This is a genomic window from Mesorhizobium sp. BR1-1-3, assembly GCF_020165455.1.
GTDB lineage: Bacteria > Pseudomonadota > Alphaproteobacteria > Rhizobiales > Rhizobiaceae > Mesorhizobium > Mesorhizobium ciceri.
This window is the reverse complement of record NZ_JAIUIC010000001.1, coordinates 710,587-736,386: the sequence shown is the minus strand read 5'-3', so window position 1 is coordinate 736,386 and position 25,800 is coordinate 710,587. Positions and strand designations below refer to the sequence as shown.

Sequence of the window (25,800 nt, the reverse complement as noted above, 5' to 3'; positions counted from 1 at the left end):
GAACCAGGATCTCGATTGGGAGATTGGACGCTGTCGCCGGCAAAAGGTTCCCGAAGATTTTCTGCCGGGTCCGGCGGCCGCTACACTACAGTGTGAGTGAAGGCTTGTCAGGCAGCCTGCAGGCGCGCCGTGGCGGCCAACAGATCGGTCTGGGTGATCAGCCCGAGAATCCGCTTGTCGTCGTCGACGATGATGACCGCGTGGCTGCGGCCATCGGTGAGCACGGGCAGCAGCCCCATGGCGGCGACGCCGGCGGCGGCTGTTGCCGCGGGCGTTAAGACGGATCCAACCGTCCCCGAGGCCTGGGTGAGTTCGCGCAACCCCACCGTGCCTGCCAGCCTGGCTTCCGCATTGACGACCGGCAAGGTGCGGATGTTGTGGTCAAGCAGCAATTGGCGCGCCGCCTCGGTGGAGGTGTGAGCATCGACCGAGATCACATCGCGCGACATGATGTCCTCGCACAGAAGGGTCTTGTGCGCGCGCACCATCGCCTGCAATTCGACCTGCCGCAGCAGCCGGTCGAGATCGTTGCGATCGATATCGAACGTCTCGTCGAGTGCGCCAAGCGCGGCATCGATGTCTTCCGACTGAAAGCCCACGCGCAGCTGCGCCGGCAGATCGCCGGTGCCGTGGCTGTTTGCCGGCGCCGCAACCGGCACATGCGGATAATTGCGCCGGGCCAGCCTGTGGAAGCCGTAGCCGAGCGCCACCAGCAGGATCGAGTTCAGCGCCACCGGCACGAATGGAAACAGGAAGCCGGCGCTGATCACGGCAGGCCCTCCCAGCACCGCGGTCAGCGCGGCCGCTCCGCCCGGCGGATGCAGGCAGCGCGTGAACGACATGGCGGCGATGGCCAGTGCCACCGCGATGCCGCTGGCAAGGGCGGTTTCGTGGATGAAATGCGCCACGATCACGCCGACCAGTGCCGATATCGTGTTGCCGCCGATGATCGACCATGGCTGTGCCAGCGGACTGGCGGGCACGGCGAACAGCAGCACCGCCGACGCCCCCATCGGCGCCACCAGCAGCGGCACGTGCGGGCCGTTGCCGAGCACAACGCTGGCGATCACACCGGTGAGTGCAATGCCGATCGTCGCGCCGATACAGGCGACGAGACGCTCGCGCAGCGTCGCGCCGGCAAGAATGGGAACAAAAAGGCGGAAAGCCATGAGGTCGAAAACTCTGCCGATATTCCAGGGGAAGTCGAAAATGTGCTGATCGCACCGCAATGACGCGGCATCGTTGAATTTGAAAGCCAAACTGATCCGGGAAACTGCAATTTGAGGGAATAGAATTCCGCTACGCCGCCGCCGCCGCGGCCAGACCGCGCGAAATGTCGGCCTTCAGGTCGTCGACGTCCTCGAGGCCGATCTGCAGGCGGATCAATGGACCCTCATAGGGGGCCTTCGCGACAACGCGGTCGCCGAGCCAGACCGGTACCGCAAGGCTCTCATAACCGCCCCAGGAATAGCCGAGGCCGAAGATTTGCAGCGCGTCGAGAAAGGCGTGCTGCTGCTTCTGGCCGCCACCGGCAAGCACGATGGAAAAGATGCCGCTGGAGCCGGAGAAATCCCGCTTCCATAGAGCGTGATCCGGATGGCTGGGCAGGGCCGGGTGGAGCACGCGCGCCACGCCCTTCTGGCCTTCGAGCCAGGAGGCGATGGCAAGCGTGCTGCGCTGATGGTGTTCGAGGCGCACGCCCATGCTGCGCAGGCCGCGCAGCACCTGGTAGACGTCGTCGGGCCCGGCGCAGCAGCCAAGCGTGCAGAAGCTTTCATAAAGATGCGTCCAGCAGCTCTCATTGGCCGACACCGTGCCAAGCAGCACGTCGGAATGGCCGGCCGGGTATTTGGTCGCCGCATGGATCGAGATGTCGACACCGTGGTCGAGGGGGCGGAAATACAGTGGCGTCGCCCAGGTATTGTCCATCATGACGATGGCGCCCGCGGCGTGCGCCGCCTTGGCGATGGCTGGGATGTCCTGCACCTCGAAGGTGTTGGAGGCCGGTGATTCCGTGAACACCACCTTGGTGTTGGGCTTGATCAACGCCGCGATGCCGGCGCCGACATGGGGGGCGTAGTACTCGACCTCGACGCCCAGCCGCTTCAGCATCGTGTCGGCGAAGTTGCGGGTCGGATGATAGACGGTATCGACGATCAGCAGATGGTCGCCGGCCGACACGAAGGCGAGCAGCGGTACCGTCACCGCCGCAAGGCCCGACGGCACCAGGATCGTGCCTGCCGAACCTTCCAGCGCGTCTATGGCGTGGGCGAGCGCATCGGTCGTCGGCGTGCCGCGCGTGCCGTAAGTGTATTTCTGGGTGCGAGCCGCCATTGACGCCGCGTCGCGAAAAAGCACGGTCGAGGCATGCACCACCGGCGGATTGACGAAGCCGAAATAGTCGTGCGGATTGTTGCCCGAATGGGCAAGCCGCGTGTTGATGCCCATCCCGCCGCTAAAGTGCTCGCCGTCTTTCGCCATTCTGCGTCGCCTTGTTTGACAAGCCGCTAGCCATAGTGCGGCGGCATGGACCGTGCAACAGCCACCGTCCGCCAGGAGATGGACTTCGAATATGCCAATTCGTCGCGGCAAAAACAGCGATGCGGGGACAGGATATCAAAACGAAAAACCCGCCTGTGCGGCGGGTCATCGGCGCAAATCAGCACCATGGACAAAAATGTATCATAGCTGAGGGCAGGGTGTCAAGAAAAAATTCCTATCGCGAAAAGGCGGTCCTTGATTGACCTGCGTTCGGAGCCCTCATCTCCGCCGATCGGCTATTGTGGGCGGCTGCGGAAGGTATATGATTGTCGGCTAATATTAATCGCCGGATTGCTTCGATCAGATGCTGCCGGATGGTTGCTGCCGGTTGACCTCTGGTCCTCCACGATCCGGATCGCGCTCACCAAGCGTGAGCGCGGCAAGGGAGGAATGCCATGCCGGACGTCAAATGGGCCATGCAGGCGCGCGAATTCATCAACTGCAACTGCGCCTATGGCTGCCCGTGCCAGTTCAACGCCATGCCGACATACGGGTTCTGCCAGGCGGTCGCCGGCATGGAAATCGAAAGCGGCCATCACGGCGACACCAAGCTCGACGGATTGCGGTTCGTCGGGATTTTCAGCTGGCCCGGCGCCATACACCAGGGCGGGGGCGAAGCCGCGGTGATCATCGACGAGAGGGCGACGGAAGCCCAACGTGGCGCGCTGCTTCGCATATTGGGCGGTCTGGATACCGAACCGGGTGCAACGATATTCCAGGTCTTTTCGACCACGCTGGAGAAGTTCCACGACCCGATCTTTGCGCCGATCGAATTCAACATCGACGTCGACGCGCGAACCAGTCAGCTGCATGTCGAGGGTATAACCGACGGTCGTGGCGAGCCGATCCGGAATCCGGTCACCGGCGCTGCCCACCAGGCGCGCATCGACCTGCCGCACGGCTTCGAATACGCGATCGCCGAGGTCGGGCGCGGCTGGACAAAGGCGACGGGCCCGATCAAGTTCGAGCTGGCCGATACGCACAGCCATTTCGCCAATCTGCATCTCACGCAGAGCGGCATCGTGCATTGACCTGATCCAATGGGCGACACGGCCCTCGAGGCGGTGCTGCGTCGCGATCGCGCGGTCGTGATGGCCGCGCTCGTGGTGATTGCCGTGCTCGCCTGGGCCTATGTGCTGTGGCTCGCCACCGACATGGTCATGCCCGGCTCCGCCTTGCCGGACAGCGGAGGCGGTGACATGGCCGGAATGGACATGTCGAATATGGACGGGTCGAACATGGGTATGGGCGGCATGGATATGGGCGCCGCCGTGGCGCCAGGCATCCGGGCCTGGGCATTGGCCGATTTCGCTTTCACCTTCACGATGTGGGCGGTGATGATGGTCGGCATGATGACGCCTTCGGTCGCACCGATGTTGCTGCTCTATGCCGGTGTCGGCCGCAAGGCGCGGGCGGATGGCAGGCCCATCGCTTCGACGGGATGGTTTTTTGCCGGCTACCTCGCCGTCTGGGTCGTCTTCAGCCTCGTGGCGACCGGTGCGCAATGGCTTCTCGCCCGTCTTGCCTTGCTCGACCCCTCGATGGCGACCGGCAGCGCGGTCCTCGGCGGCCTCGTCCTGATCGCCGCCGGTCTCTATCAATGGACGCCGATGAAGGGCGTCTGCCTGCGCCAATGTCAGGCCCCGATCGCGTTCCTGGCCGGCCATGGCGGATTCCGCTCCGCTCCGCTCGGCGCGCTTCGGCTGGGCATCGATCACGGCGCCTACTGTCTGGGGTGTTGCTGGGCGCTGATGGCCCTGCTGTTCGTCGGTGGCGTCATGAACGTGCTGTGGATCGCCGGCATCGCCATCCTCGTCCTGCTGGAGAAGACGGTGCCGACCGGGCAGCTGATTCCGCGCGTTTCAGGCGCGTTGATGGCTGGCATCGGGACCTGGATCGTCTTTCAAGCCTTTTGAGAACAGTCTTCGTCTGCGACCTGTATTGGACTGCAGCCGCCAGTAAATCGTCAGAAGACAATCTTGGGACATGGTAGTTCGCCCCACGCGGAGGTCAACAACCACGAGGTATTTGCCCTGGATGGATTTCGCTGCCGCGGCCGGTATCGGCCCCGCGTTGGCGTTGCATCAGCTTTGCCGCCTTTATTGGCCCGTGCTGACTAATTCGCGGGCGTGTTTGTCTGTAAATCAGGCATTTACGGCAATCGGTTTTCAAACTCTTCGGGTTTGGGTCATTTCCCTTGACCTCACAGGAATTATCGCCTTCGATGACATTTGTGAATGGGAGGCGGCGCGTCGGTTACGATGCGGGGTTTCGGGATGGGCCGGGATGAAGCCGCGTTCACACGGGAGAAAAAAATCAGGATTTACTCCTGAAAAACAGAGAAAAGGGTCTGTGGGTCATGAAACACATTGCTATCGGCATTCTAGGCGCCGCCACGCTTGGATTGATGGCGTCCGCCGCGTCGGCGGCCACGCTCGACACCGTCAAGGCGAAGGGCTTCATCCAGTGCGGCGTCTCCACCGGCCTGGCCGGCTTTTCGGCGCCGGACGACAAGGGTGACTGGCAAGGCATCGATGCGGATTTCTGCCGCGCTGTCGCGGCTGCCGTGTTCGGTGACGGCTCCAAGGTCAAGTTCACGCCGCTCAGCGCCAAGGAGCGGTTCACCGCGCTGCAGTCGGGCGAGATCGACATCCTGTCGCGCAACACCACCTGGACCATCAACCGCGATACGGCACTCGGCCTGAATTTCATCGGCGTCACCTATTATGACGGCCAGGGTTTCATGATCAACGCCAAGAAGCTGCCGGGCGTCAATTCGGCATTGCAGCTTTCGGGCGCAGCCGTCTGCGTGCAGAGCGGCACCACCACCGAGCTGAACCTCGCCGACTACTTCAAGGCCAACAAGATGGAGTACAATCCCGTCGTCTTCGAAAAGCTGGAAGAGGTCAACGCCGCCTATGATGCCGGCCGCTGCGACGTCTATACCACCGATCAGTCGGGCCTCTATGGCATCCGCCTGACGCTGGGATCGCCGGCCGACCATGTCGTGCTGCCCGAGATCATCTCCAAGGAGCCGCTCGGACCTGCCGTTCGCCAGGGCGACGACCAGTGGTACCACATCGTCAAATGGACCTATTTTGCGCTGCTGCAGGCTGAAGAGCTCGGCATCACCAAGGCCAATGTCGATGAGATGAAGAACTCGGCCAGCCCCGAGATCAAGCGCGTTCTCGGCCAGGAAGCCGACACCAAGATCGGTACCGATCTCGGCGTTTCCAATGACTGGGTGGTCAACATCGTCAAGGCCGTCGGCAATTATGGCGAAATGTTCGAGCGCAATGTCGGCTCGGGCAGCCCGCTGAAGATCGCGCGCGGCATCAACGCGCTGTGGACCAAGGGCGGCCTGCAATACGCGCCGCCGATCCGCTGATCGAAATGTGATCCGGGAGGCAGATCATCTGCCTCCCGGTTTCTCTTTCCAGGGGACGGTCGAATGGCATCGCAGGACGTACTTCGCGAGGAGCCCAGCCGCGGTTCCTTCATCAACGATCCGAAAATCCGGGGCATATTCTTCCAGCTGCTGGTCGTCGTGCTGCTGGTGGCGGGCGTCTGGTGGATTGCCCACAACGTTATCGACAACCTGACGCGGTTGCGCATCGCTTCAGGCTTCGGCTTCCTCAAGGGCCGCGCCGGCTTCGATATCAGCGAGAGCGCGATCGCCTATTCGTCGGATTCGACCTATGGCCGCGCCATTCTGGTCGGCCTCCTCAACACGGTCATCGTCGCTATCGTCGGCATCATCACCGCGACAATCATCGGCTTCGTCATCGGCATCGGCCGGCTCTCGAAGAACTGGCTGATCAGGAAGATCTGCACCGTCTATGTCGAGGTCTTCCGCAACATCCCGCCGCTGCTGGTCATCTTCTTCTGGTATTCCGGCGTGCTGGCCGTGCTGCCGGCGCCACGCGACAGCATCAATTTGCCGTTCGGCTCCTTCCTCAACCAGCGCGGTTTCTATTTCCCACGCGCCGTGTGGGGCGACGGTTCATGGCTGATCTTCGTCGCCCTGCTCGTCGGCATCGCCATGGCGTGGTTCGTCGCGCGCAAGGCGCGGCAACGGCAGATGGCGACCGGCCAGCAATTTCCGGTGTTTTGGACATCCGCGGCGCTGATCGTCGGGCTGCCGCTGCTCGCCTATGCGCTGAGCGGCTTTCCCCTGAGCTTCGACTACCCCAAGCAGTCGACTTTCAACCTGACCGGCGGCTTTCAGGTCCGGCCAGAGTTTCTGTCGCTTTATCTGGCGCTGTCCTGCTATACCGCCGCCTTCATCGCCGAGATCGTGCGTGCCGGCATCAGGGGTGTCAGCGCGGGCCAGACGGAAGCCGCCGGTGCCTTGGGATTGCGGTCCGGATCGATCCTGCGGCTGGTCGTCGTGCCGCAGGCCATGCGCATCGTCATTCCGCCGCTGACCAGCCAGTATCTCAACCTGACCAAGAACTCGTCGCTGGCCATCGCCATCGGCTATCCGGACCTGACGGCGACCGCCGGGACAGTGCTGAACCAGACCGGCCAGGCCGTCGAAGGCGTGGTGATCATGATGGTGATCTATCTCGCCATCAGCCTTCTGACCTCGCTTGTGATGAACTGGTTCAACGCCAAGATGGCGCTGGTGGAGAGGTGAGGTAAGGACATGCAAGAACATGATATGTCCTGGGTGCGCACCGAAATGGTGCTGGCGCAGCCGGCGCCCGCCAGCGTCACCGGCCTCGGCGCATGGGTGCGCAAGAACCTGATCGCGTCTACCGGCGACACCATTTTGACAATCGTCGGCATCGCCCTGGTGGCGATGATCCTGCCGCAAATCATCAATTGGGCGTTCATCAACGCCGTGTGGACGGGGCCGGACCGGACCGTATGCGCCACGGTGGCGCAAGGCGGCATCCAGCCGGATGGCTGGACCGGCGCCTGCTGGGCTTTCGTCAATGCCAAGTTCGGCCAGTTCATGCTCGGCCGCTATCCCATCGAGGAGCGCTGGCGGCCGATCCTGGTCGCCATCCTGTTCGTGGCGCTGCTGGTGCCGATGCTGATGCCGAAGGTGCCACGCAAAGGGCTGAATGCGGTTCTGCTGTTCTTCGTGCTGCCGATCGTCGCCTTCGTCCTGCTGGTCGGCGGCATGTTCGGCCTGCCGCATGTCGAGACCTCGCTTTGGGGCGGGCTCTTGGTAACGCTCAGCCTGTCCTTCGTCGGCATTGCCGTGTCGCTGCCGCTCGGCATCGTGCTGGCGCTCGGCCGCCGTTCCAAGATGCCGATCATCAAGACGCTGTGCGTCGTCTTCATCGAGACGGTGCGCGGCATCCCGCTGATCACCGTGCTGTTCTTCGCCAGCGTCATGCTGCCGCTGTTCCTGCCGGAAGGCGTTTCGTTCGACAAGTTCCTGCGCGCTTTGATCGGCGTGTCGCTGTTTGCCGCCGCCTATATGGCCGAAGTGGTGCGCGGCGGCCTGCAGGCGATCCCCAAGGGCCAGTATGAAGGCGCCGATTCGCTCGGTCTCGGCTATTGGCAGAAGATGTATTTCATCGTCATGCCGCAGGCGCTGAAACTGGTCATCCCGGGCATCGTCAACACCTTCATCGGCATGTTCAAGGATACCAGCCTGGTCATCATCATCTCGATGTTCGACCTGCTCGGCATCGTCAAACAGAATTTTTCCGATGCAAACTGGGCAACCGCGCAGACGGCGAGGTCTGGCCTGATCTTCGCGGCCTTCGTCTTCTGGCTGTTCTGCTTCGGCATGTCGCGCTATTCAATGTACACCGAACGCCGGCTCGACACCGGCCACAAACGCTGAATGCATGTCGCCCAAAAGTGTATAGCGGTTTTGGGGTACGACAGGCATCATTACCAACAACAAAAGAACAAGGGGATCCCTCTCATGGCCACCGAAAATGCCGTCAGCGCCGAAGAGATCAAGGTCAACGCCGCCAAGATGCAGATTTCGACCACCGATGTCGCCATCGACATCATCGCCATGCACAAATGGTATGGCGAGTTCCATGTGCTGAAGGACATCAACCTGAAAGTGATGCGCGGCGAGCGCATCGTCATCTGCGGCCCCTCCGGCTCCGGCAAATCGACCATGATCCGCTGCATCAACCGCCTGGAGGAGCACCAGAAGGGCAAGATCATCGTCGACGGCAAGGAATTGACCAACGATCTCAAGAAGATCGACGAGGTGCGCCGCGAGGTCGGCATGGTGTTCCAGCACTTCAACCTGTTCCCGCATCTGACCATCCTGGAGAACTGCACGCTGGCGCCGATCTGGGTGCGCAAGACGCCGAAGAAGCAGGCCGAGGAAATCGCCATGCATTTCCTCAAGCGCGTCAAGATCCCGGAACAGGCCAACAAATATCCCGGCCAGCTTTCCGGCGGCCAGCAGCAGCGTGTGGCGATTGCCCGCTCGCTGTGCATGAACCCGCGCATCATGCTGTTCGACGAGCCGACCTCGGCGCTCGATCCGGAGATGATCAAGGAAGTGCTGGAGACCATGGTTGGCCTTGCCGAAGAAGGCATGACCATGCTGTGCGTCACCCACGAGATGGGTTTTGCCCGCAAGGTCGCCAACCGGGTGATCTTCATGGACCAGGGCCAGATCGTCGAGCAGAACACGCCGGCCGAGTTCTTCGACCACCCGCGCCATGAGCGCACGAAGCTGTTCCTGTCGCAGATCCTGCACTAGGCTTTCGATGTTTGCGAGGAGCCCGGCTGAAACACTGCCGGGCTCTTTTGCGTATGGCATAACAGGCGACCGTTCCTGTCGCGCTGGAGCGCTTTTGCAGAGCCGCCTTTCATGAAGAGACTGGGACGTTTTCTAGGCCTTCTGTTGATTGTCGTCGCTCTCGCCGTGACGACGGGCACCCTCGTGCCGCGGCCGCTGTGGCCGGCGGCCGCCGCCATGCCCGCCGCGACGCGCCACATCCTGGTGCTGAACAATCCGATCCACACCGATATCGCCATCCCGGTCGACGATGCCGTGCGCCGGCGTTTCCACTTCCTGGTCGACGCCGGCATACCGGCCGACAGGCCGGAGGTCCGCTACATCGTCTTCGGCTGGGGCGGTCGCGCCTTCTACCTGGAGACGCCGACATGGTCCGAGCTGAAGGCGGTACCGGTGATGAAGGCACTGACCCTCGACGCGTCGGTCATGCATGTCGATGTCGCCGGTGACGTCCTCGAACCGCGTCCTGACATCGCGGGGTTCGACATCACAGAGGACCGGTTCGCGGCGTTGCTCGATTTCATCGATGCGAGTTTCCAGCGCGGACCGGAAGGCCCGATCCTCGTTCCGGACGCGGCCTATTCCAGGTTCGACGGCTTCTACGAAGCCAACGGCCATTTCAACGCACTGATCGGCTGCAACACCTGGACGGCGGCCGCCCTGCGCACCGCAGGCTTGCGCACCGGCTGGTGGAACCCGCTGCCTGTATCGCTCGGGCTATCGATGCGGCTGTATAACTAGCGTGGGCATTCCGCGAATTGGCGAGTGTCGTGTTCCTTCACACCCCCCTCTGTCCCGCCAACCTTTCGCAGGTTTCAGCTTTCGTCAGCCTCCGGTGCCCGCCAGCCATAGAGCCAGTCCAAATCCGCCGCGAGTTTTTCCGACGAGCGCATTTTCAGGAACACGTTGCGCGCAATCGCCACCGGCCCTGCGGCATGCCAGGCCAGCCGGTTGACAGCGCCGCGTCGGGCGACCTGCGCGACACGCGGCCGCCGTGACTGTTCCCAAATCGCAAGCGCGGCCAGCGGGGTCGCGGGGGAGGCGTAGACGGCGTCGGCAAGCGTCGCTGCATCCTCGATCGCCATGGCCGCACCTTGCGCCGCGAATGGGGTCATCGCATGCGCGGCGTCGCCGATCAGCGCCATGCCGTTCGGTGTTGTCCAGGGCTGTTGCGGGTCGACAGTGTGGATCGGCCACGCGGTCCACGGGCCGGCCTGCTCGACCAGACGGGCAAGTTCTGCCGCGGTGCCGGCAAGAGCTCGGGTCAGGATCCCGGCGTCGGCGTTGCCGGACCAGCCTTCGGCAATGCGGTCGCCCCTGGTGAAGGCCGCGAGATTGAAGGCCGCACCCTTGCTGACGGGATAGGCCACCATATGGAAGCCGGGATGCAGGAAGGTGGTGACGCAGTCCCTGGCGCCGATGGCGGCAAAGCTCTGCCCCGCGGCGCTATCAGCTGCGATGGTCGCGCGCCAGGCCAGTTCGCCGGAGAAATGGTTTCTTGGCGAAGCCGACCCCTTGGCCGAGTCGACAAGTGCGCGCACCGACGACCAGACGCCATCGGCCCCGACCAGCAGGAAGCCCTCCGCCTCGATGGTCTTGCCGTCGATCTCGGCCGTCGCCGTGATGCCATGCGGGCCGGAGGCAACGTCGCCGATGCGCGCGCCGGTGGTGAGATGGATATCCGGCACCTCGGCAAGGCGCGCGGTCAATGCGCTCTGCAGATCGGCCCTGTGCGCGACGAGATAGGGTGCTTGCCAGCGGGTTTCGGCGGCTTGCCCCAGCGGCACGCGCGCCAGTTCGCGCAAGGTCGCGGCCTTCTTCAACACCACGGCTTGCGGCCGCACCGCTGCCGGCAGCAGCCGGTCGAGCACGCCAAGCTGGCGAAGGATGCGCGTCGCGTTTGGAGAGAGCTGGATGCCGGCGCCGGCAGCTTCCAGGCGCTGCGCCTGTTCGAACACCCGAACCGCGTAGCCGCGCGAGGCGAATGCAAGGGCTGCGGTCAATCCGGCGACACCGGCCCCGGCGACGACAATTTGCCGGGAACGCGTGTCGTTCATCGGGCTGGTCGCGAAAGTCTCAGGCGGCCTGTTCGATGTAGATGCATCCGGCCGGCAGCGTTTCCGTCGCCTTCAGCTTCGGCGAATAGCGGTAGAGCGTCGAGCAATAGGGACAGACTTTTTCATTGTCGTCGCCCATGTCCAGAAACACATGCGGGTGGTCGAAAGGCGGATTGGCGCCCGTGCACATGAATTCCTTCACGCCGATGTCGATTGCCGGATAGCCCGCATCGTTCTGAAAATGGGGAATGGAACCGCCTGCCATCGTCGTCTCCTTAACGCAGTCTCGTCTGCATCTGGATCATATCAGGCCTCTTTGCAAGTTCGATGAAATCAAACTGTCGCAAAAGCCTGTCAGAGGATAAGTTAAGCCGGTTAACCCATGGCCCGAAAACCGATTTCGGTTTCCGGGAGGGACCATGGGTCGCTAGAGTGACTGGCTAGCCGGCTTGAGCGGGTGTGGAAGAGCGGGAATCATGAACGAACTGAAGCCGGTGCAGAACGAATTCGTGGATGTCGAGGTGGCTCGCCCGGAAGGCGGCAACCCGGACCGGTTTGTCAACCGCGAGTTTTCCTGGCTGCAGTTCAACCGGCGCGTTCTCGAGGAATCGCTGAACCTCAATCACCCGCTGCTGGAGCGCGTCCGCTTCCTGTCGATTTCGGCCGCCAATCTCGACGAGTTCTTCATGGTCCGTGTTGCCGGTCTTGCCGGCCAGGTGCGCGAGGGCATCACGCTGAAGAGCCCGGACGGCCGCACCCCCGAACAGCAGCTCGAACAGCTGCTGCGTGAGGTCGAGCGGCTGCAGGAAGACCAGCAGAAGAGCCTTTCGGCGCTCACCGTGCTGCTCAACAAGGAAGGCATCGAGAGCATCACCCGCGATGCGCTGACCAAGGACGAGAAAATCTGGCTGGAAGACCATTTCCAGGAACAGGTTTTCCCGGTGCTGACCCCGCTGTCGATCGACCCGGCGCATCCGTTCCCGTTCATCCCCAATCTCGGCTTCTCGATGGCGCTGCAATTGCGCCATCGCAAGAACGGCGAGGAGATGAGCGCGCTGCTGCGCCTGCCGGTGGCGCTGAAGCGCTTCATCCGTCTGCCGGACCGCAAGCATCATGTCCGCTTCATCCCGCTGGAAGAGGCTGTCGGCCTCTATATCGGCAAGCTCTTCCCCGGCTACGAGGTCAAGGGCTCCGGCACGTTCCGCATCATCCGTGACAGCGATATCGAGGTCGAGGAGGAGTCCGAGGACCTCGTGCGCCTGTTCGAAACGGCGCTGAAGCGGCGTCGGCGCGGATCGGTGATCCGCATCGAATTCGACAGGCTGATGCCTGGCGAATTGCGCGATTTCGTCGCCGGCGAGCTTGGCGTGTCGTCGAGCCGCATCAGCGTCTTGACCGGTCCATTGGCGCTCAGCCAGATTTCCGAGATCGTCGCCGTTCCCCGCGACGACCTGAAATTCACGCCCTACAATCCGCGTTTTCCCGAGCGCATCCGCGAACATGGCGGCGATTGTTTCGCCGCCATCCGCGAGAAGGACATCGTCGTCCATCACCCTTACGAATCCTTCGATGTGGTGGTGCAGTTCCTGCGCCAGGCAATGGCCGATCCGGAAGTGGTGGCGATCAAGCAGACGCTTTACCGCACCTCCAACGACAGCCCGATCGTGCGCGCGCTGGTCGACGCGGCCGAGGCCGGCAAGTCGGTCACCGCACTGGTCGAGCTCAAGGCGCGTTTCGACGAGGAAGCCAACATCCGCTGGGCGCGCGACCTGGAGCGGGCCGGCGTGCAGGTGGTGTTCGGCTTTCTCGAACTGAAGACGCATGCCAAAATGTCGCTGGTGGTGCGGCGCGAGGACGGCAAGCTGCGCAACTACGTGCACCTCGGCACCGGCAACTACCATCCGGTCACCGCGCGCATCTACACCGACCTGTCCTTCTTCACCACAGATCCGACGATTGCGCGCGATGTCGCCCAGCTGTTCAATTTCATCACCGGCTATGCCGAGCCGACGGACGAAATGCGGTTGGCGATCTCGCCGTTCACGCTGAGAAGCCGCATCCTCAAGCACATTGCCGACGAGATTGCCTACGCGGTGCAGGGCAAACCGGCGCGCATCTGGATGAAGATGAACGCCCTCGTCGATCCGATCATCATCGACGCGCTCTACGATGCCAGCCGCGCCGGCGTCGAGATCGACCTTGTCGTGCGCGGCATCTGCTGCCTGCGGCCGCAGGTTCCGGGCCTGTCGGAAAACATCCGCGTAAAATCGATCGTCGGCCGTTTTCTCGAGCACAGCCGCATCTATTGTTTCGGCAATGGTTACGGCCTGCCGTCGGACGAGGCGATCGTCTACATCTCCTCGGCCGACCTGATGCCGCGCAATCTCGACCGCCGCGTCGAAACCATGGTGCCGATCACCAATCCAACTGTGCATGAACAGATCCTTGGCCAGATCATGCTGGGCAACATTATGGACAATCAGCAAAGTTTCGACGTATTGGCTGATGGAACCTCCCGGCGCGTCGTGCTGGAGGAGGGCGAGGAACCGTTCAACGCGCAGGAATATTTCATGACCAATCCGAGCCTGTCGGGACGGGGTGACGCGCTGAAGTCGCATGCGCCCAAGCGCATCGCGCAGTTCAAGCGCCGCAAGAAGAACGCTGCAGCGTCCGGCTGATGCTGTCTGATTCTCAGGGCCGGCTGCAGGACCGCCGACCGCTGTCCATCATCGACATCGGATCGAACTCGATCCGTCTCGTCGTCTATGAGGGGCTGGCGCGCTCGCCGACCATGCTGTTCAACGAAAAGATGCTGGCCGGTCTCGGCCGCGGCATCGTTTCGACGGGCAAGCTCGACCCCGAGGCGGTAACGCGCTCGATGGAAGAGTTCCGCCGCTTTCGTGCGCTTTCCGACCAGGCGGGCGCCGAGCAGATGTATGTGCTGGCGACCGCGGCGGCCCGCGAGGCGGTCAACGGCCCCGATTTCATCCACCGCGCCGAGGATGTGCTGAAGACCGAGATCCGAGTGATCAGCGGTCGTCAGGAAGCGTACTATTCCGCGCTCGGCGTCATTTCCGGTTTCCATCCGGCCGATGGCATCGCCGGCGATCTGGGCGGCGGCAGCCTCGAACTGGTCGATGTCAGCGGCGAGGCGATCGGCGACGGCATCACGCTGCCGCTGGGCGGCCTGCGCCTGCAGGACATGGCGAAGAACTCGCTGACCCAGGCGGCCAGGATCGCGCGTGACGAACTGGCGAAGGCCAAGCTGTTGAAAGGCGGGCAGGGCAGGCCCTTCTACGCCGTCGGCGGCACCTGGCGAAATCTTGCCCGGCTGCACATGGAAATGACCAACTATCCGCTTGGCGTCATGCACCATTACGAGATATCGGCCGAAAGCGCGGCGAACTTCCTCAAGCAGGTGGCCAAGGCCGAGATCGAGAAGGTCAAGGGCATCGAAGGCGTTTCGAAGAACCGCCGTTCGCTGCTGCCCTATGGCGCCATCGTGCTGCAGGAGATCATGGCGGCGATGCAGCCGTCGAAGATCATCGTCTCGGCGCTTGGCGTGCGCGAAGGCTTTCTCTATTCGCTGCTCGACGAGGCCGAGCGGAAGGCCGATCCGCTGATTTCGGCCTCGGAGGAACTCGCCCGCCTGCGCTCGCGCTCCGTCACCCATGCGCATGAACTTGTCGACTGGACCGCCAAGACCTTTGCCGCCTTCGGCATCGACGAGACCGAGGACGAGGCGCGCTACCGCCACGCGGCCGCATTGCTGGCCGACATCGGCTGGCGCGCGCATCCCGAATACCGCGGCAAGCAATCGCTCAACATCATTGCGCACGCGTCCTTCTTCGGCGTCGACCATCCTGGCCGTGCTTTCCTGGCGATGGCCAACGCCTATCGTCACGACGGCATCTTCAACGAAGCCATCGCCCCCGAGATCAAGGCTCTGGCATCGCCGCGTTATCTGGAGCGCGCCCGCGTGCTCGCCGCGATGATGCGCGTCGTCTACCTGCTGACGGCGTCGATGCCCGGCATCATGCCCAGGCTGAAATGGGAACAGCGCGCCAACGGCGTGCTGGCGCTGGTCTTGCCGGCATCGCTGGCCGATCTCTATGGCGAGCGGCCGGCCGGGCGCCTGGCGCAGCTGGCCAGGATCACCAACCGCCGGCTGGTGCTGGCCGTCGAGGGTGGCCCCAGCATGTCGGTGAAATAAGGCGCTAGCTGCTAGCAGACCCGTGTCTTATCTGACTTAAGCGGAGACCTGCCGGTCGTACTTCGCCGGCGGCTTCGCCTTTGATGACCGGCTTCCCCGATCCGTCGCTGCTTTGCAGCGCCACCTTTCCCCCATCCGGAGGGAAAGGAAGGGAGCCTCGTTGGAAGAGCGTTGGCGGCAATAGGCTCGCGCCCTTCCTCTACCCCGTCGATCGGGGGAGAGGTGGCTCGGCAAAGCCGGGACGGAGTGGGGGTCGACCAGCTCGGGCGCGTGTAAGCAAAATATCAAACCGCGCCGCGCCCGTCGATCGACCATGCGCCGGCGCCGGCCATCGCCAGCGCTACAAACCCACCTGATATCGCAATGTCCTTCATCAGCATCTGCTGGTGCAGGAAGGCGAGCATCGCGTCGCCGCCGCCCTGGCCATAATGGCCGATGAAGCCGGCGACGATACAGAAGGCAGCGAGCAGAAGCGCTATGATCCGGGTCTGGAAACCGACCAGGATGAGCAGCCCGGCGATCAGTTCGAACAGTCCCGTGCCCCAGGCGGCAAGTGTCGGCAGCGGCAGGCCGAGGCCGGCGAAATAGCCTGTGGTGCCGGCGATGTCGCTCAATGCATGGAAACCGGAAGGCACGAACAGGGCGGCGAGCAGCAGCCGGGAGAGCAGGAGCAGCGCGTTGCGGGGCATGTTCACCTCCGTTGTCGGCCGCCGGCCGGCCTCGTCCCGATAGCCCCGATCCTATCAGAAACTCCGGCCGACAGATCGGCGGTCATGCACCAACAACGAAAAAGCGGCGCGGAAAATTCCGCGCCGCTTTCTTGTTCGGCTATTGCCGGGTCTTGGCTCAGCCGCGCTTGGCGTCGATCGAATAGGCACCGGCGCCCGAGGAAGCCAGCACGAGGAAGCCGCCCGCAATGGCGAGGTTCTTGAGAAACTGGATCATCTGCATCTGGTCGGCCCAACCGGTATGGGCGACCAAACCGGTAGCGACCGTGAAGACAGCCAGCACCCAGGCGACAATCCGGGTCTTGAAGCCGACGAGGATGGCGAGGCCGCCGAGAAGCTCGATCAGGCCGACGAGGGTGGCCGTTACGGTCGGCAAGGGCAGGCCGAGGCTGCCGAAATAGCCCGCTGTTCCGCTAATGGCGGTGAGCTTGCCGAAACCTGAAAGCAGGAAGATGACCGCGAGCAGGACGCGGCCGAGGAGGATGGTGGTCGAGGCATTGGATGCGCCGGAACCGGCGACTGAAATGTTGGTGGACATGGTGGCTCTCCGGGATGGGTTGATGCCGGGGAGATAGAGCAAACCGACTGTTCACCAAAGCCACCAGACTGGCGACACATTGTTCACAGTACTTACGTTTCCGTGATCGGGCGGCCTGCGCAAAATTCGCTTCGGGTGAGGTCGTGACGGGAGTAAATTCTCCCCTCACGAAATACCGGGCTTTTGGTTGACGCAATTCCGGACCGAAAACCGCAGACACTTTTCCTGGAATTGCCTACCCCGGATGCGTCATATCCTCCGGCCGCACCAGCCGGTCGTAATCGGCTTCGCTGACCAGCCCGGTGGCGAGCGCTTCCTCGCGCAAAGTGGTGCCCTTCTTGTGCGCGGTCTTGGCGATCTTGGCGGCATTGTCGTAGCCGATGGTCGGCGCCAGCGCCGTCACCAGCATCAGCGAGCGGTCGAGTGCCGCCTTGATGTTGTCTTCGCGGGCCTCGATGCCGACGACGCAATTGTCGGTGAAGGAGACCGACGCGTCGCAGAGCAACTGCACCGACTGCAGGAAGTTGTAGGCCATCAGCGGATTGTAGACATTGAGCTCGAAATGACCCTGGCTGCCGGCGAAGGTGAGCGCCGCATTGTTGCCGAACACCTGTACGCAGACCTGCGTCAGCGCCTCGCACTGGGTCGGGTTGACCTTGCCCGGCATGATCGACGAGCCCGGTTCGTTTTCCGGCAGCGACAGTTCGCCAAGGCCCGAGCGCGGGCCTGAGCCGAGGAAGCGGATGTCGTTGGCGATCTTGAATAGCGCGGCGGCCGCCGCGTTGATGGCGCCGTGCGAAAACACCATGGAATCATGGGCCGCCAGCGCCTCGAACTTGTTCGGCGCGGTGACGAAGGCGATGCCGGTGATGGAGGCGATGCGATCCGCGACCCTTTCGGCGAAGCCGACCGGCGCGTTGAGGCCGGTGCCGACGGCGGTGCCGCCCTGCGCCAGTTCCTGCAAGCCGGGCAACGTCAGCTCGATGCGCTTGATCGACGAAGCGACCTGCGCGGCATAGCCCGAAAATTCCTGGCCAAGCGTAAGGGGGGTGGCATCCTGCGTGTGCGTGCGGCCGATCTTGATGATGTGATTGAACTCTCTGCTCTTGGCGGCGAGTGCCTTGTGCAGGTGCTTCAGTGCCGGCAACAGATCGTGCACGATACGTTCGGCGCAGGCGATGTGCATGGCTGTCGGATAGGTGTCGTTCGACGATTGGCTCATATTGACGTGATCGTTGGGATGCACCGGCTTCTTGGAGCCCATGACACCGCCCAGCATCTCAATCGCCCGGTTGGAGATCACCTCATTGGCGTTCATGTTGGACTGGGTGCCCGAACCGGTCTGCCAGACCACCAGCGGGAAATGCTCATCGAGCTTGCCGTCGATGACCTCTTGCGCTGCCTCGACAATCGTCTTGCCGATCGCCGGATCGAGCCGCTTGAGCTCCATGTTGGCTTCGGCCGCCGCCCGCTTGACGATGCCCAATGCGCGCACGATCGACGCCGGCTGCTTTTCCCAGCCGATCTTGAAATTGCCGAGCGAACGCTGCGCCTGCGCGCCCCAATACCGGTCGGCGGCGACTTCGATGGGACCGAACGTGTCGGTTTCGGTTCTGGTCTTTGCAGCGGTCACGGGTCTCTCCTTGTCGAAGTCGGCAACGGCGTATCGCGTTGCACAAACGGCTTCAAGCGGAGAATGCGGGCGGCGAGGATGCAAATCGGTTGAAGGCGCGGCGCGTCTCTCCTTCTCCCACAAAGGGGAGAAGGGAAGGACTGCGCAGTTTCGGCCTCTCACCCCAGCGGCGGACCGACAATGTCGATGCCGTTTTTTGCGCAAAGCTGCACCAGTGCCGCGATGATTTCCGGTGTTGGTTCCATCAGCGGCGGCAGTTCGGGCTGTTCGGCGGGACGGCTCGCCTGACGCAGCATCGTCTCAAAATCCGAACCGCGCGTGATGGTGAGGGCGCGCGCACCTTCCGGGGATTCGACCCGGTAGGTGTGCGGCAGGCCTTTCGGTGCGATGACGGTTTCGCCGGCGTCCGCAATGCGTTCGTGGCCGTCGATCTGAAAGCGCAATCTCCCCTCCAGGATGTGAAACACTTCGTCTTCCCTGCGATGCACATGCAGCGGCGGCGAGTCGCCATAGGGCATGTGATGCTCGACGACGCAGGTGCCGTCCTCTCCTGCCATCGACGAGACGTGGATCGCGACGAGCGTGTTGTTGAACCAGAAGAGTTCCTTGCCTGTGATCGTGCCGGGGGTCATTGTCATGGCGTGTCTGATCCTTCTGTTGCCTGTGCCTGCTGGGCCGATGACGATCTAGCCAGGGATACGCCGACAACGGAAATCGAATGATCGTATGGGGCGAATTGATGCGATGAATTTGAACGCGCTCGACCTCAATCTCATCAAGGTGTTCGACGCCCTTCTGCGGGAGAGAAGCGTTACGCGTGCCGGCGAGCAGATCGGCCTCAGCCAACCTGCCGTCAGCGCTGCGCTCAATCGCTTGCGACATCTCCTCAACGACCAGCTGTTCGTGCGACGGGGCAATGACATGATGCCGACACCGCGCGCCGAGAGCATGGCCGAGCCGTTGCGCGTGGCGCTTCGCGAGATCGAACGCGTCTTCCATTCGGCCAAGGCGTTCGATCCGGCGGAACTGGAGCGAACCTTCACGTTCATGGGGGCGGATTTCTTTTCGATGATGCTGATGCCAGCGCTGGCGGCACGCATCGCTGGCGCCGCGCCGCGCGCGTCGCTAAGGTTTCTCGATAGCGCGCGCGGCGATGTCTCGCGGCTGCTCCAGGACGATGAAATCGACGTAGCGCTCGAGCGTCCGCTGGAGGTCTCCGACTGGGTCTCAAGCACGCCTCTGTTCCATTCACCATTCGCCATCATCGCCGCGCAGGACAACGCTGCGATCAGGCAGGCGGGAATCATGGAAGGCAAGACTCTGCCGATCGACCTCTTCTGCGAACTGCCCCATATTCTTCGTTCTATCGACGGCTCGATGTCGGGCTCCACCGACGAGGCGCTCCGCAAGATCGGGCGGACGCGCCGTGTAAGCCTGACCCTGCCGCACTTTCAGGCTGTCGCATTAGCCGTGGCAAATGGAAACCACCTGTCGGCGGTGCCCAGGCAGTTCGCGGTTTGGGCGGCCGAGACCCTGCCGCTCGTCATCTTTGAACCGCCGCTTCCCATTGCTGTTCCGGAAATCAGGATGTACTGGCACGCGCGCCACGACGACGAGCCACCCCATCGCTGGGTTCGCGATCAGGTCCTGGAGGCGGTAGGCGTACTTGGATTTGTAGAAAGTGGCGTCGCTGAAAATGTCGGCGCTTGGCGTGGCGCCCGGACGGATCAGCCCGCGGTATAACCACCGTCGACGGAGAAGACCCCGCCGCTGGTCCAGGCCGCCTCGTCGCTAGCGAGGTACACTGCGATGCCCGCCAGATCGTCGGGGCGGCCGATTCTGCCAAGCGGATAGCTGCGCTCGACATAGGCTTTCAGCTCGGCCTTTGCCTCGGCCGGCAAATTGTCGACGGTCTTGCGTCGCATGGCGGTGTCGACAGTGCCGGGCGCGATGGCGTTGACGCGGATGCTGCGCGGGCCGAGTTCGAAGGCCAGCGATTTGGTCAGCGAGTTCAACGCGCCCTTTGACAGGGAATAGAGGCTCGAGGGCCGCTTCGGGATCATCTTGTTGGCGAAATAGGACGAGATGTTGATCACCGACGCGCCGGCCGCCAGATGCGGCAGCAGACCCTGCGTGAGGAAGAACACCGCCGTCACATTGAGCGCGAAGGATTGTTGGAACTGCGCCTCGCTGACGGTCTCGAACGGCACCAGGAAAGCCACCCCGGCATTGTTGACGAGAATATCGAGCGGCCTGCCGGATTTTTTGACGTGCTCGACGACGGCCGCAATGCCGGCCGATGTGGCAAGATCGGCCGACAGCGTCTCGATGGTGCCGCCGAGGTGCTTATGGGCGGCGTCGAGCTTCTTGGTGTCACGGCCGACGATCAGGACGTCCGCGCCCTCGCGCGAAAAGGCCTCGGCGATCGCCAGGCCGATACCGTCCGACCCGCCGGTGACCAGCGCGCGCTTGTTGTGAAGTCTCATCGGATGCTCCGAGATTTCTGCGTCGTCGAGAGCACCGTATAGTGGCGGCCAAGGTCAAGCCGTCAGCCTATCCCACGGTATGAACTTCGACCGCTGCCACCCGGCAGGCCGGCCGAGGCTGGTTTAAGCGCCGGCGGTCGCAAGCTCCCCCAAAGCCAGCCGTCCCGCGACATAATTCTTGACCTGGCGGACAGCCTGTTCGCGCGACACGCTGCCCGGCTGCAGGCCGAGCCGCAACCAAAGCCCGTCGATCAGCGCGGTGACGCCAAGCGCGATGTCGTCGGCATCTCCGGGCGAGGCGAGGCCGCGCAGGCCCGACAACAGGTTCGAGCGCATGCGCGCATGGATCACCCTCTGGATACGGGCCATCTTCTCGTCGCGCGGCACCTCGGCGCAGAGCGACAGCCAGGCATGGCAGAGAGGCGGCTGGAACAGATGCTCCTCGAAATTGCCCTCGATCACCGCATTCATGCGCTCCATCGGTGTCTGCGCCCGGCGAAGCCGCGCGATCACCGCCTGGCACAGGACGGCGTTTGCCTCACGCATCGCGTGCTCGAACAATTCCTGCTTGTTGCGGAAATAGTGCAGCACGATGCCCTTGGAGGCACCAGCCTGCGCCGCCACCTTTTCCAGTGTCGCGCCGGCAATGCCCTCGCGCTCCAGCACCGCGAAGGCCGCCTGCCGCAATTCCTTGCGGCGGATCTCACTGAGACGCTTGAGTTTCACGGGATCGGTCCATGCACTTCGAATCCACGTTGACATCTTCGTCTGTTCAGATCAAGAATTGACCCATGGGACAATAAAAAGACCAACTGGTCAATTTTACGGACGAGGAGAACCGAAATGTTGCGCATCCTTGCAAATGGCGTCTGCCTTGCCGGCCTCATGTTGGCCACTCATGCGGCCCAGGCGGCCGAGGCCGAAGAGTGCAAGACGGTCCGCATGGCCGAACCCGGCTGGAACGACCTTGCCTTCACCACAGGGGTCGCCAACGTCTTGTTGGAGGCGCTCGGCTATCAGTCGCAAAGCCAGGTGCTCGGCATCAATGTCATCTATGAGGGCATGAAAAACAGGGACCTCGACCTGTTCCTCGGCTACTGGGACCCGGCCATGGTCACCTATTACGAGCCCTACAAGAAGGACGGCTCGGTCGAGAATGTGCGCGTCAATCTCGTAGGCGCCAAATACACATTCGCCGTGCCGACCTATGTCTGGGAAGCCGGCGTCAAGGACATTTCCGACCTGCACAAATTCGCCGACAAATTCGGCAAGAAAATGTACGGCATCGAGCCCGGTTCAAACCAGTTGATGATGGACGCTATCGCCGATCCCGCCTTTGGCCTGGAAGGCTGGCAGGTGGTCGAATCGAGCGAAGCCGGCATGCTTTCCGAGGTCGGCTACGAGATCAAGGAGAAGCAGTTCATCGTCTTCCAGGGCTGGGCGCCGCACCCGATGAACACGATGTACGACTTCAAATATCTGACCGGCGGCGACAAATTCTTCGGCCCGAATTTCGGCGCCGCGACGGTGACGACGCAGGTGCGCAAGGGCTATCTGCAGCAATGCCCGAACGTCGCACAGTTCTTGAAAAACCTCGCCTTCGACATCGATTTCGAGAATGTCGGCATGGGTTATCTGATCAATGACGGCATGAAGCCGGAGGACGGTGCGCTGAAGGCAATCACGGCCAACAAGAGCCGTCTCGATGCCTGGCTCGCCGGCGTCACCACCTTCGACGGCCAACCCGGCCTTGCCGCGGTCAAGGAAAAGCTCGGCCTGTGAGGGCGGCGGTGCTGAATGCCTGCGCGGACCAGGACGCCTGGGCCGGCCGCAAGCAATTCGTCACTGTCGGCGATCTCGACATCGCCTATGCCGAGATATCGGGCGCCGAGCCGGCACTGCTGTTGGTGCACGGCTTCACCGACACCAGCCGCAGCTTTTCGCTTCTGGCGCCCTATCTGGCCGGCCGCCGGCTGATCATGCCGGATCTGCGTGGCCACGGTTCCTCGCAAGCGGGCAAGGGCTGCGGCATAGCCGATTTCGCTGACGATATTGCCGGGTTGATCCAGAGTTTGCGGCTCGACCGGCCGCTCGTCGTCGGCCATTCGCTGGGCGCCATGGTGGCCATCGCATTGGCAGGGCGACACAGGGAGCTGATCGGCGGGCTGGTGGTCCTGGCCGGCACGTTGAAGCCCGATTTCGCGCCGGATCATTCGCTGGTCGCGGGCGTCGAGGCGCTGCGCGACCCGATATCGCCGGCCGATCCGTTCTACGCCTGGTGGCATGCCTGCAGTCCCGACGTGCCAGCGGCCTTTCTCGCCGGCTTGGCGAGAGACGCGTCGGCATTGCCGGCGCCGCGCTGGCGCGCGATTCTCGAGGAAATCCGCCGCGCCGATCTGAGCGATGCGGCGCGGGCCGTGCAGGCCCGGACGCTGATCATCGCCGGCGCCTGCGACCCGCTGTTCGGCGAGGCGCACCAGCAGGCGTTGCAATCCGCTCTTGCCGGAGCCGTCTTCGTCCGGGCCGAGAGCTGTGGCCACAACCCGCATTGGGAAGATCCGGCCCTCGTCGCCAAGACCATCGTCGAGGCATTTGAAGTCTGATGCATGTCTGCCAAAAGTGGCCCCGGTTTTGGGAGAATGACATGCACAAAAAAGGATCTATTCCTAAAGCGCGTCGACGCGCTTTAGGAATAGATCCCGACCAGCGATTGCGATGTCGGCGACAGCCGCAAAGTCTCCGTGGGTTTGGTCAGGCCGGGTTGCGCGGCCCGCCAAAAATCCTGCCATGCCGGCGAGGCGGCAAGCGCGGCCTTGTGGCGGGCATGCGCTTCAGTGCTGGCAAAACCCATGACGCTGATGAAGACGTTTTCGTCAGCCCGTACCGGCAGGCGCGGAAAACTGTTTTCGGCAGGCTCGGTCACGAACGCGGCGAGCAGGCGTGCGTCGGCTGTCATCAGGCACGCCGTCTCAATCTCGAAGCGGGTGGTGAAATCTGCCTCCGTGCCGGGCTGCAAATGATGAATCTCAATGACAACGATGCCGGTCAGCGGCCTGTTTAGAATGGGCTTTTCGTCGCCGGCCAGGCTTGGCCGCTGCGCCCCCGCGAGGTCGAAGCCGGCGCCCGGCCACGCCGGCTTGAGCAGCAGCACATCGTCGGAATCGATCATCGTCGCGTTGGCCGCATCGCGGTGCGCCGCCCAGACCGGCCCGCCATAGAAAGCGGCAAGAGCATTTTTCCGCGCATCCATGCTGTCGAAGCCGCGCATCCAGACGAACATGTCAGGCCGATCGAGGTCCCGGAACTGGCCGATGATGGTCATTCCGGTGTCCTCCTGGCCCTCGATCAATCTGCCGTCGAAGATGTCGATGAGCGTGTCGCGCCGGCCTGGCTTCAGCGTGTATTGCCGCAGCTCGACGATAGGCGAGGCGAGCGCTGAGGGTTTCGTCGCGACGTTCTGGGGCAGGTTCATCCGGCATTCTCTAAAACAGGGTGATTGTCCTGTTTGTAAAACAGACCGGTTGTCCTGTTTTGTCAATATGCTAATGTCCGGCAATGTCAGCAGAGATGATCGCTCAACCAAAACCGCGCCCGGGAAAACGCATCAACGACCCTGAAGGCATGCGCAAGAAAGTGCTCGATGTCGCCGAGGACGCGTTCCAGGCGCGCGGCTATCACGCCTCCAGCATCGGCGACCTGATGGCGGCGGCGGGTGTCAGCGGCGGTGCGCTGCATCACCATTTCCCGACCAAGAAGGCGCTCGCGCTGGCGGTGATCGACGAGCGTGTGGCGGCAGCGGTCGAAGAGACATGGATCGCGCCGGTGCTGGCGGCGGCGTCGGCCCGCGAAGGCGTGCGCGCGGTGTTCGAGGCCGTGGCGGCGGAACTGGAGCAGCAGGGTTTCGTGCGCGGCTGTCCGCTCAACAATCTGGCGCACGAATTGTCGCTTGCCGACCCGGATTTCCGCATTGCCCTTGCCGGGATCTTTGCCGGGTGGCGGCGGGCGATTTCCGCCAAGCTGCGTGCCGACCAGCAGGTGGGCAAGGACGAGGGCACGGACCCCGAACGCTTCGCCGCGCTGGCGGTCGCCGCCTATTCCGGAGCGATGTCGATGGCCAAGGCCACGCAGGATGCCGGTGTGCTGCGGGATTGCCTGGCGGGGCTGGAGCGCAGCGCGCCGTCGCCATCGCAGGGCGCATTGGCAGCCAGGCGACGCAACAGGATACTGCCACGGCCGGGAACCCCTTGACTCGCCGTGCTCTGGTTCAGCTACTCGGCCAGCGGCTTGATCGTCTCGTAGCCGTTGACGGATTCCGAACTGGTGCCTTCATCGTAGCGCCGCGCGAGCGCGGCTTGCAGATCTGGCGCATAGAGGGCGGTAAATGAATCCAGCGTCTCGCCGGCACCGTTCTTGAAGGTCTCCTTGACCGCCAGGACATTGTATTTGCACTCGCCCAGGCTGAATGTCTCCTTGCCCTTGACGACCAGGCTCAGCGTCTTGGTGCCCTTCGGCGGCTTGTTCGGCGACAGCTCGACGAACTCTATCGCGGCCTTTGTCCCCGTCTTCAGCGGAAACAGCTTTCGCAGATCGGAAAGCGGGATCATCGCCTGGCGACCGGTGTCGCTGTCGCGAAACACCTCGATCAGGCCGGCGAACAGATACTGGGTTTGCGGCGATTGCGATTCGTAGGTGTTGGCAACCGACATCATCCCGCCAGCCACGGGCCGAAATTCGCTCTGGATGCCGGGCCTCGCCAGAACGAAACCCTTCCTGGCGGACTTGACGTCGACGCAACCGGCCGCATGCGCAGTGCTCGCGCACAACATCGCGGCCAGGATCATGCAGATAGGTGCGGCTTTCATTTTTCGTCC

At 63.0% G+C, this 25,800-nt stretch carries 25 protein-coding genes; 13 read left to right on the top strand and 12 right to left on the bottom strand.

What is annotated here, in order from left to right; translation table 11 throughout:
• Positions 1 to 107: 107 nt before the first annotated feature.
• Positions 108 to 1,169 (bottom strand): HPP family protein, encoded by a 1,062-nt coding sequence (locus tag LB559_RS03690; protein WP_224673048.1) that lies wholly within the window; start codon positions 1,167 to 1,169, stop codon positions 108 to 110.
• 130 nt (positions 1,170 to 1,299) lie between these two features.
• On the bottom strand, positions 1,300 to 2,481 hold the full coding sequence (locus LB559_RS03685) for a cystathionine beta-lyase (RefSeq protein WP_064994363.1): 1,182 nt from the start codon (positions 2,479 to 2,481) through the stop codon (positions 1,300 to 1,302).
• 455 nt (positions 2,482 to 2,936) lie between these two features.
• Here LB559_RS03685 and LB559_RS03680 point away from each other — a divergent pair, with 455 nt between their 5' ends.
• The 7 genes from LB559_RS03680 (at position 2,937) to LB559_RS03650 (ending at position 10,015) form a co-directional block, all read left to right on the top strand.
• Entirely contained in the window at positions 2,937 to 3,572 is a 636-nt protein-coding gene (locus LB559_RS03680) for a DUF1326 domain-containing protein (protein ID WP_224673047.1), read from the top strand.
• A gap of 9 nt (positions 3,573 to 3,581) precedes the next feature.
• Positions 3,582 to 4,457 carry a DUF2182 domain-containing protein gene (locus tag LB559_RS03675; protein WP_224673046.1) on the top strand — a complete coding sequence of 292 codons (876 nt, stop codon included), beginning with the start codon at positions 3,582 to 3,584 and terminating at the stop codon, positions 4,455 to 4,457.
• Between the two features lie 443 nt (positions 4,458 to 4,900).
• Positions 4,901 to 5,929, top strand: a complete 1,029-nt coding sequence (locus tag LB559_RS03670) for an amino acid ABC transporter substrate-binding protein (protein ID WP_024505009.1) — start codon at positions 4,901 to 4,903, stop codon at positions 5,927 to 5,929.
• Positions 5,930 to 5,992: 63 nt separating this feature from the next.
• Complete coding sequence (locus LB559_RS03665; RefSeq protein WP_063171823.1) at positions 5,993 to 7,180, top strand: amino acid ABC transporter permease; 1,188 nt, start codon at positions 5,993 to 5,995, stop codon at positions 7,178 to 7,180.
• Positions 7,181 to 7,189: 9 nt separating this feature from the next.
• Positions 7,190 to 8,347, top strand: coding sequence for an amino acid ABC transporter permease (locus tag LB559_RS03660; protein WP_013532421.1), 1,158 nt, complete (start codon positions 7,190 to 7,192; stop codon positions 8,345 to 8,347).
• 138 nt (positions 8,348 to 8,485) lie between these two features.
• Entirely contained in the window at positions 8,486 to 9,235 is a 750-nt protein-coding gene (locus LB559_RS03655; protein ID WP_031213892.1) for an amino acid ABC transporter ATP-binding protein, read from the top strand.
• A 111-nt stretch (positions 9,236 to 9,346) separates the two neighbouring features.
• Positions 9,347 to 10,015 (top strand): TIGR02117 family protein, encoded by a 669-nt coding sequence (locus LB559_RS03650; RefSeq protein WP_224673045.1) that lies wholly within the window; start codon positions 9,347 to 9,349, stop codon positions 10,013 to 10,015.
• 74 nt (positions 10,016 to 10,089) lie between these two features.
• Here LB559_RS03650 and LB559_RS03645 read toward each other — a convergent pair whose 3' ends face one another.
• On the bottom strand, positions 10,090 to 11,331 hold the full coding sequence (locus LB559_RS03645; RefSeq protein ID WP_224673044.1) for an FAD-dependent monooxygenase: 1,242 nt from the start codon (positions 11,329 to 11,331) through the stop codon (positions 10,090 to 10,092).
• Positions 11,332 to 11,350: 19 nt separating this feature from the next.
• Positions 11,351 to 11,596: a zinc-finger domain-containing protein gene (locus LB559_RS03640; protein ID WP_013532417.1), complete on the bottom strand. Its 246-nt coding sequence runs from the start codon at positions 11,594 to 11,596 to the stop codon at positions 11,351 to 11,353.
• A gap of 211 nt (positions 11,597 to 11,807) precedes the next feature.
• On the opposite strand from LB559_RS03640, the gene LB559_RS03635 reads away from it, so the two are divergent.
• Both LB559_RS03635 and ppx read left to right on the top strand, forming a co-directional pair.
• Positions 11,808 to 14,009, top strand: a complete 2,202-nt coding sequence (locus LB559_RS03635) for an RNA degradosome polyphosphate kinase (protein ID WP_024505006.1) — start codon at positions 11,808 to 11,810, stop codon at positions 14,007 to 14,009.
• A complete protein-coding gene (gene ppx, locus LB559_RS03630) occupies positions 14,009 to 15,544 on the top strand; it encodes an exopolyphosphatase (protein WP_013532415.1) in 1,536 nt (511 codons plus the stop codon). The genes LB559_RS03635 and ppx overlap by 1 nt, the downstream gene beginning before the upstream one ends.
• 284 nt (positions 15,545 to 15,828) lie before the next feature.
• On the opposite strand, the gene LB559_RS03625 is transcribed toward ppx, so the two are convergent.
• The 4 genes from LB559_RS03625 to LB559_RS03610 form a co-directional block, all read right to left on the bottom strand.
• Positions 15,829 to 16,233, bottom strand: a complete 405-nt coding sequence (locus LB559_RS03625) for a DoxX family protein (protein WP_013532414.1) — start codon at positions 16,231 to 16,233, stop codon at positions 15,829 to 15,831.
• Between the two features lie 157 nt (positions 16,234 to 16,390).
• Positions 16,391 to 16,810 (bottom strand): DoxX family protein, encoded by a 420-nt coding sequence (locus LB559_RS03620; RefSeq protein ID WP_127367736.1) that lies wholly within the window; start codon positions 16,808 to 16,810, stop codon positions 16,391 to 16,393.
• Between the two features lie 235 nt (positions 16,811 to 17,045).
• Positions 17,046 to 18,443 (bottom strand): class II fumarate hydratase, encoded by a 1,398-nt coding sequence (gene fumC / locus LB559_RS03615; RefSeq protein WP_024505710.1) that lies wholly within the window; start codon positions 18,441 to 18,443, stop codon positions 17,046 to 17,048.
• 158 nt (positions 18,444 to 18,601) lie between these two features.
• The gene (locus LB559_RS03610) at positions 18,602 to 19,081 is read right to left on the bottom strand and encodes a cupin domain-containing protein (RefSeq protein ID WP_027163326.1); all 480 of its coding nucleotides are present in this window, start codon (positions 19,079 to 19,081) and stop codon (positions 18,602 to 18,604) included.
• Positions 19,082 to 19,169: 88 nt separating this feature from the next.
• On the opposite strand from LB559_RS03610, the gene LB559_RS03605 reads away from it, so the two are divergent.
• Complete coding sequence (locus LB559_RS03605) at positions 19,170 to 20,186, top strand: LysR family transcriptional regulator (RefSeq protein WP_224673043.1); 1,017 nt, start codon at positions 19,170 to 19,172, stop codon at positions 20,184 to 20,186.
• On the opposite strand, the gene LB559_RS03600 is transcribed toward LB559_RS03605, so the two are convergent.
• Both LB559_RS03600 and betI read right to left on the bottom strand, forming a co-directional pair.
• Positions 20,171 to 20,929, bottom strand: coding sequence for an SDR family NAD(P)-dependent oxidoreductase (locus tag LB559_RS03600; RefSeq protein WP_027163324.1), 759 nt, complete (start codon positions 20,927 to 20,929; stop codon positions 20,171 to 20,173). The genes LB559_RS03605 and LB559_RS03600 overlap by 16 nt on opposite strands.
• A gap of 123 nt (positions 20,930 to 21,052) precedes the next feature.
• The gene (gene betI / locus LB559_RS03595) at positions 21,053 to 21,691 is read right to left on the bottom strand and encodes a choline-responsive transcriptional repressor BetI (protein ID WP_027163323.1); all 639 of its coding nucleotides are present in this window, start codon (positions 21,689 to 21,691) and stop codon (positions 21,053 to 21,055) included.
• Between the two features lie 81 nt (positions 21,692 to 21,772).
• Here betI and choX point away from each other — a divergent pair, with 81 nt between their 5' ends.
• Together choX and LB559_RS03585 are read left to right on the top strand one after the other, a co-directional pair.
• Entirely contained in the window at positions 21,773 to 22,711 is a 939-nt protein-coding gene (choX, locus tag LB559_RS03590) for a choline ABC transporter substrate-binding protein (protein ID WP_224673042.1), read from the top strand.
• Entirely contained in the window at positions 22,708 to 23,532 is an 825-nt protein-coding gene (locus LB559_RS03585; protein WP_224673041.1) for an alpha/beta fold hydrolase, read from the top strand. Before choX ends, LB559_RS03585 begins: the two co-directional genes overlap by 4 nt.
• An 83-nt stretch (positions 23,533 to 23,615) precedes the next feature.
• Here LB559_RS03585 and LB559_RS03580 read toward each other — a convergent pair whose 3' ends face one another.
• Positions 23,616 to 24,401, bottom strand: coding sequence for an NIPSNAP family protein (locus LB559_RS03580; RefSeq protein ID WP_224673040.1), 786 nt, complete (start codon positions 24,399 to 24,401; stop codon positions 23,616 to 23,618).
• 149 nt (positions 24,402 to 24,550) lie between these two features.
• On the opposite strand from LB559_RS03580, the gene LB559_RS03575 reads away from it, so the two are divergent.
• Entirely contained in the window at positions 24,551 to 25,177 is a 627-nt protein-coding gene (locus tag LB559_RS03575) for a TetR/AcrR family transcriptional regulator (RefSeq protein ID WP_224673039.1), read from the top strand.
• A 20-nt stretch (positions 25,178 to 25,197) separates the two neighbouring features.
• On the opposite strand, the gene LB559_RS03570 is transcribed toward LB559_RS03575, so the two are convergent.
• On the bottom strand, positions 25,198 to 25,791 hold the full coding sequence (locus LB559_RS03570) for a hypothetical protein (protein WP_224673038.1): 594 nt from the start codon (positions 25,789 to 25,791) through the stop codon (positions 25,198 to 25,200).
• Between the last annotated feature and the right edge of the window lie 9 nt (positions 25,792 to 25,800).